Raw genomic sequence first — 6,255 nt, forward strand, 5'->3', positions numbered from 1 at the left:
CGGCGCCGGCGTCATTGTCGTCACCGACATGTTCGGCGGAACGCCGTCCAATCTGGCCATATCGATCCTGGAGCCGGGCCGGATCGAGATCGTCGCCGGGGCCAATCTGCCGCTCCTGATCAAGCTGGCGCGGGCGCGCGAGACCGGCGACATGGAACGCACGCTCGAACAGGCAAGCGAAGCGGGCCGCAAATACATCAACGTCGCCAGCAGGGTGCTCACCGGCCAATGAGCGGCGAGCAGGACGGTGTCGGCGGGGAGGAGGGCGCGTCCGCTGGACGCGGGGCCTTGCATGCCACCTTCACCATCACCAACAAGCGGGGCCTGCACGCGCGCGCCTCGGCCAGGTTCGTCCAGGCCGCCGAAACCTTCGCGGCGACGATCACCGTGACCAAGGACGGCCAGCGCGTGGGCGGCACCTCCATCATGGGCCTGATGTTGCTGGCCGCCGGACCCGGCAGCACCATCGACGTCGCCGCCCAGGGCCCGGACGCACGGGCGGCGATCGAGGCGATCGGCGCCCTGATCGCCGATCGCTTCGGCGAGGGCGAGTGAGGGCGGCGCGCAGGCCGACATGCGGACATAAGGATTTCTTTATATTGCCGTTGCTTGCCGTGCCTGTCTCTGTTAGGAGCCGCCCGACATTCCCGCATTCCGACGGAGCGCCCGATGGCTGAGCATCAAGATTATGTCGTCGCCGACATGGCCCTGGCCGATTTCGGCCGCAAGGAACTGGACATCGCCGAGACCGAGATGCCCGGCCTGATGGCGCTGCGCGCCGAATATGGCGAGCACAAGCCGCTGGCGGGCGCCCGCGTTGCGGGCTCGCTGCACATGACGATCCAGACCGGCGTCCTGATCGAAACGCTCAAGGCGCTGGGCGCGGACGTCCGCTGGGCCTCGTGCAACATCTTCTCGACCCAGGATCATGCCGCCGCCGCCATCGCCGCCACCGGCACGCCGGTCTTCGCCGTCAAGGGCGAGACGCTTGAAGAATACTGGTCCTACACCGACCGCATCTTCCAGTTCGCCGAGGGTGGCGCCAACATGATCCTCGACGATGGGGGAGACGCCACGCTCTACATCCTGATGGGCGCGCGCGTCGAGGAGGGCGAGAAAGAGCTGATCGCCAACCCCGGAAACGAGGAGGAGGAGGCGCTCTTCGCTCAGATCGGCAAGCGCATCGCACAGTCGCCGGGCTGGTTCGTCAGGCAGCGCCATATGATCAAGGGCGTCACCGAGGAAACCACCACGGGCGTCAACCGCCTCTACCAGATGATGGAGAAGGGTCACCTGCCGTTCCCCGCCATCAACGTCAACGATTCGGTCACCAAGTCCAAGTTCGACAACAAGTATGGCTGCAAGGAATCGCTGGTCGACGGCATTCGCCGCGCCACCGACACGATGATGGCCGGCAAGGTGGCCGTCGTGTGCGGCTATGGCGATGTCGGCAAGGGATCGGCCGCCTCGCTGCGCGGCGCCGGCGCCCGTGTGCAGGTCACCGAGATCGACCCGATCTGCGCCTTGCAGGCGGCGATGGACGGTTTCGAGGTGGTCACGCTGGACGATGCGGCTGCGCGCGCCGACATCGTCATCACCACGACGGGCAACAAGGACGTCATCACCATCGACCATATGCGCGCCATGAAGGACATGGCGATCGTCGGCAATATCGGCCATTTCGACAATGAGATTCAGGTCGCCGCGCTGCGCAACCTCAAATGGACCAGCATCAAGCCGCAGGTCGACATGATCTCCTTCCCCGACGACAAGCGGATCATCCTTTTGTCGGAAGGGCGCCTTCTTAACCTGGGCAACGCGACGGGACACCCCAGTTTCGTGATGAGCGCGTCCTTCACCAACCAGGTGCTGGCCCAGATCGAATTGTGGGCCCATGGCGAGCGCTATGAGGACCGGGTCTATGTGCTGCCCAAGCACCTCGATGAGAAGGTGGCGCGGCTGCATCTGGAAAAGCTCGGCGTCACGCTCACCGAGATGAGCGACGAGCAGGCCAGCTATATCGGCATCGATGCCCAGGGGCCCTACAAGCCCGAGCATTACCGCTACTGAGCCCGCAAGGGCCATCCCGGTCCATGCCGGTCGCGCAATGGCGAGGCCGGCTTTTTCGCCGCGCAGGCTTCACGGCGAATCCGCCGCCCGCTATCTTCGGGTGATTCGTGTGTGTGGGTAGCGTCGTACCACGCGGTGATGGCCCGCGCACGCTGCCCCCATGCGCGATGGCGAAGGGGAGCCAGATGCCACAACCGGCGAGGATGCGCCGCCCATGGCGCGCTTTGATCGCATCGGCGAGCCGTCCGCGCGGGGCGGCGGTGCTCGCCGGGGCGGCCGTTGCGGCCGGATGGAGCGCCGCCGCCGCCGCCGCGCAGGCCCTTGCCGGGTCCGGCGGCCTTGTCATCGTCGGCCGGCAGCTCGAAACGTTCGAGGTCGTCCAGCTCGCCCTGTTCTCCGGCGCGCTCGCCGCCGCGATCGGCTCGGCCCTGTGGCTTATTCGCGAGCGGGGGCGGACCGCCTCGCAGAACCTTGCCCTGCGCGGCAAGGTCTCCGCGCTCGGCGCGCGCATCAACCAGCTGGAGACGCTGGCCGCCTCGGAAGGGCAGCGCGCCGTCGTCTGGAGCGAGGAGCACAGCAAGCCCGCGGCCGTCATCGGCACGCTTGGCGCGCGTTCGGGGGCGCCTGAATCGCGCGGCCAGTTCCTGGCCTTTGGCCGCTGGCTGGAGCCGCGTTCGGCGGCGCGGCTAGAGCAGGCCATAAGCCGGCTGCGCGACCATGCGGAGCCCTTCGACGACATGGTGCTGACGCCGGTCGGCGTCCCGGTCGAGGTCAGCGGCCGGACCAGCGGCGGCAGCGCGATCGTTCGCTTCGTCTCGCTTGCCGGCCAGCGCGCCGAGCAGGCCCGGCTTGCGACCGAGTTCGCCCGCATCGTTGAAACGCTTGAAACGTTTCAGGCGCTGATGGACCGCTCGGACATGCCGGTCTGGCTGCGCGGCGCCGATGGTGCCCTGGCATGGGTCAATCGTGCCTATGCCGACGCGGTCGAATGCGCCGATGCCGAGGCCGCCATCGCGGCGCGTGGCGAACTGTTCGGCAGCCAGGCGGGCAAGCAGATCGCAAGCGCGCGCGCGCGGAACGCCGCCTTCGCCGGCCAGATCTCGACGGTCGTGCGCGGCGACCGGCTGGTCTACGATGTGCTCGATGTCGCCGGCCCGTACGGCTCGGCCGGCATCGGCCGCGACCGCAGCGAGACCGAGGCTGTGCGCGCCGAACTGAACACCACCATCGCCAGCCACGAGGAGACGCTCGATCTTCTGACCACCGCCGTGGCCATGTTCGATGCCGACGCAAGGCTGCGCTTCCACAATCACGCTTTCGAGCGGCTTTGGGGCCTCGACAGCGGTTTCCTGGCCGCAAAGCCGGACATGTCGATGTTTCTTGATCGCCTGCGCACCGACGGCAAACTGCCCGAGCAGCCCGAATGGCGCCGTTGGAAAGAGGGCCTTCTGGGCTGCTTCAAGGCCGTCGAGCCGCAAGAGGATCTCTGGCACCTGCCCGACGGCCGCACGGTGCGCATGATCGCCAGCCCGCATCCGCGTGGCGGGCTGACATGGGTGTTCGAGAATCTGACCGAGCGGATCGACCTTGAAAGCCGCTACACCACCTTGATGCGCGTTCAGGGCGAAACGCTCGACAGTCTGGCCGAAGGCGTGGCGGTGTTCGACACCGACGGCACGCTCAAGCTCGCCAACCCCGCTTTCGAGGCGTTCTGGCACGTGTCGCACCTGATGGATGAAGACCGCCTTCACATCTCGACGATCGCGGAGAGCTGCAAGGCCGTCTCCGGCGACGCCGAGCCCTGGCGGCATTTTGCCGGCACCGTGACCGGCTTCGAGGAGGACCGGGCCGTCGAGGAAGGGCGCGCCCAAACCGGCGAGCGGACCCTGTCCTGGCGAATCGTTCCGCTGCCCAACGGCCAGACCATGATCACCTTCGTCGACGTGACCGCGAGCGACCAGATAGAGCGGGCCCTGCGCGAGCGCAACGATGCGCTCGAACGCACCGCGCTTCTGCGTGACCGCTTCATCCGCCACGTCTCCTATGAACTGCGCGCGCCCCTGACCACGATCGGCGGTTTCACCGAGCTGATCAGGATGGACGCGACCGGCCCGCTCAACCCCAGACAGCGCGAATATCTGGCCGACATCGCCGCCGCGACGGCCGAACTGAACGATCTGACGCGCGATATCATCGATCTCGCCAGCATCGATGCCGGCGTGATGGAACTCACGCTCGACCGGGTCGAGATCGAGCCCGTCATGCGCGCCGCCGCCGAGCAGATCGAACCACGCCTCGAAGCCCATGGCATCGGCCTTGCCATGCGCGTGCAGCCGGACGCGGGCGCGATCGTCGCCGACCGCGCGCGGCTGACCCAGGTGCTGGTCAACATACTGGCCAACGCGGCCGATTTCGCCCCGCCGGGCAGCGAGATCGCCTTCACCTGCGCGCGCACCGCGCGGGGCGTCGGCTTCACCATCCGCGACGATGGTCCGGGGATTGCCCCGGACGCGCTCGAAGACGTGTTCGAGCGCTTCCACGCCGAGGGCGGCCGGGAGCGCGGCGCCGGACTGGGCCTTGCCATCGTCAAGAGCTTTGTCGAACTGCATGACGGCGAGGTCTCGATCCTTTCCGCGCCCGGCGAGGGCACCGAGGTGACGGTCACCTTCCCCCAGGCCCCGGCCCGTGTCGGCGTCGCCGCCGAATAGTCCGGTGGCGCAGGCGCCCTTGACGCTGGGTCCGCTCGACGAGCCGGCCATGGCCCGGCTTGCCGCCGACATGGCGCGCGTCGTCCGTCCGGGCGACTGCATCGCGCTTGCCGGCGATCTGGGCGCCGGAAAGACCAGCTTTGCCCGCCCCTTCATTCGAGCGCTGGCCGCCGATGCCGGGCTAGAGGTGCCCAGCCCCACCTTCACGCTGGTGCAGACCTATCCGACCGCGCCTCCTGTCGCCCATTTCGATCTCTACCGCATCGCCGAGGCCGATGAGGTGGCCGAACTGGGGCTCGACGAGGCGCTCGAAGCCGGTGTCGCGCTGATCGAATGGCCCGAGCGCGCTGCGTCGATGCTCCCCCTGAACGCGCTGTGGCTGACCTTGTCCGAAGCGCGCGACGGGACCGGCGCCGATGCGCGCATGATCACGGTCCGGGGGCCGGACGAGGCGCTCGCGCGGCTCGACCGCAGCCGCGCCGTCCGCGCCCTGCTGGGCCGGGCCGGCCATGGCGCCGCGCACCGCGTGCCGCTGGCGGGCGATGCCTCCATGCGCCGCTACGAGACGGTCAGCGACGGCGACTGGCGCGCGGTCCTGATGGACGCGCCGGCCCTGCCGGCCGGCCCGGCCGTGCGCGACGGCCGGCCCTATTGGCGCATTGCCCGCCTGGCCGGGGATATCCGGCCGTTCGTCGCCGTGGCCAGGACCTTGTCGGAGGCGGGCTTTGCCGCCCCGGCCGTCCTCGCCGTCGACTATGACTGGGGGCTCGCGCTTCTGTCCCATCTGGGGGCCGAGGAGGTGACAGACGGCCAGGGCGCGCCGATCGCCGGGCGCTACGAAGCCGCCATCGACATGCTCGCGGCGATGCATGGCCGCGACTGGCCGCGCGCGACGGCGCTCGACGACGGCACGGTCCACCGCATTCCCGATTTCGACCGGGACGCGTTCCTGATCGAGGTCGATCTGCTGGTCGACTGGTTCGTGCCGCGGGCGCTCGGCACGCCGGCCACCGGCACGGATCGCGCGCAATGGCATGCCGTCTGGTCGGCCCTTTTCGCCGTCGTCGATGCCGGGCCCCGCACGCTCATGCTGCGCGACGTCCATTCGCCCAACATCTTGTGGCGCGAGGCCGGGACCGGCCACGGTCGGGTCGGGCTGATCGACTTTCAGGATGCCCTTTGGGGCCATCCGGCCTATGACGTCATGTCGCTCGCCGCCGATGCAAGGGTCGACATCCCGCCCATCTTGCAGGCGCGTCTGCTCGACCGGTACTGCGCCGCGCGCCGCGCGGCGGATGCCGCCTTCGACGAGACAGGCTTTCGCGCCGCCGCCGCCATCCTTGCCGCCCAGCGCGTCTGCAAGATACTCGGCATCTTCGTGCGCCTGGACGAGCGGGACGGAAAGCCCGCCTACATCGCCCACCTGCCGCGCATGAAAGCCTATCTGCGCGCCGCGCTCGCCCACCCCGTGCTCGCC

General features: G+C 68.8%; 5 protein-coding genes. All 5 read left to right on the top strand.

Features of this window, described 5'->3' with window-relative positions:
* On the top strand, positions 1 to 232 hold a 232-nt coding region (locus AC5E6L_RS08900), incomplete at its 5' end, for a PTS sugar transporter subunit IIA (RefSeq protein WP_491772708.1).
* The gene (locus AC5E6L_RS08905; RefSeq protein WP_491230945.1) at positions 229 to 555 is read left to right on the top strand and encodes an HPr family phosphocarrier protein; all 327 of its coding nucleotides are present in this window, start codon (positions 229 to 231) and stop codon (positions 553 to 555) included. The genes AC5E6L_RS08900 and AC5E6L_RS08905, both read left to right, overlap by 4 nt.
* Before the next feature lie 114 nt (positions 556 to 669).
* Entirely contained in the window at positions 670 to 2,070 is a 1,401-nt protein-coding gene (gene ahcY, locus AC5E6L_RS08910; protein WP_491230944.1) for an adenosylhomocysteinase, read from the top strand.
* Between the two features lie 185 nt (positions 2,071 to 2,255).
* Positions 2,256 to 4,778 carry a sensor histidine kinase gene (locus AC5E6L_RS08915; RefSeq protein ID WP_491772711.1) on the top strand — a complete coding sequence of 841 codons (2,523 nt, stop codon included), beginning with the start codon at positions 2,256 to 2,258 and terminating at the stop codon, positions 4,776 to 4,778.
* Between the two features lie 4 nt (positions 4,779 to 4,782).
* Positions 4,783 to 6,255, top strand: a 1,473-nt coding sequence (gene tsaE / locus AC5E6L_RS08920) for a tRNA (adenosine(37)-N6)-threonylcarbamoyltransferase complex ATPase subunit type 1 TsaE (protein WP_491772713.1), incomplete at its 3' end; no start/stop codon positions are given.

The organism is Roseitalea sp. (assembly GCF_984466335.1).

What these genes read in the sequence shown, in the direction of transcription:
- ahcY (WP_491230944.1), top strand. Translation starts at nt 670, where the DNA reads ATGGCTGAGCATCAAGATTATGTCGTCGCCGACATGGCCCTGGCCGAT.
- AC5E6L_RS08915 (WP_491772711.1), top strand. Translation starts at nt 2,256, where the DNA reads ATGCCACAACCGGCGAGGATGCGCCGCCCATGGCGCGCTTTGATCGCA.
- AC5E6L_RS08905 (WP_491230945.1), top strand. Translation starts at nt 229, where the DNA reads ATGAGCGGCGAGCAGGACGGTGTCGGCGGGGAGGAGGGCGCGTCCGCT.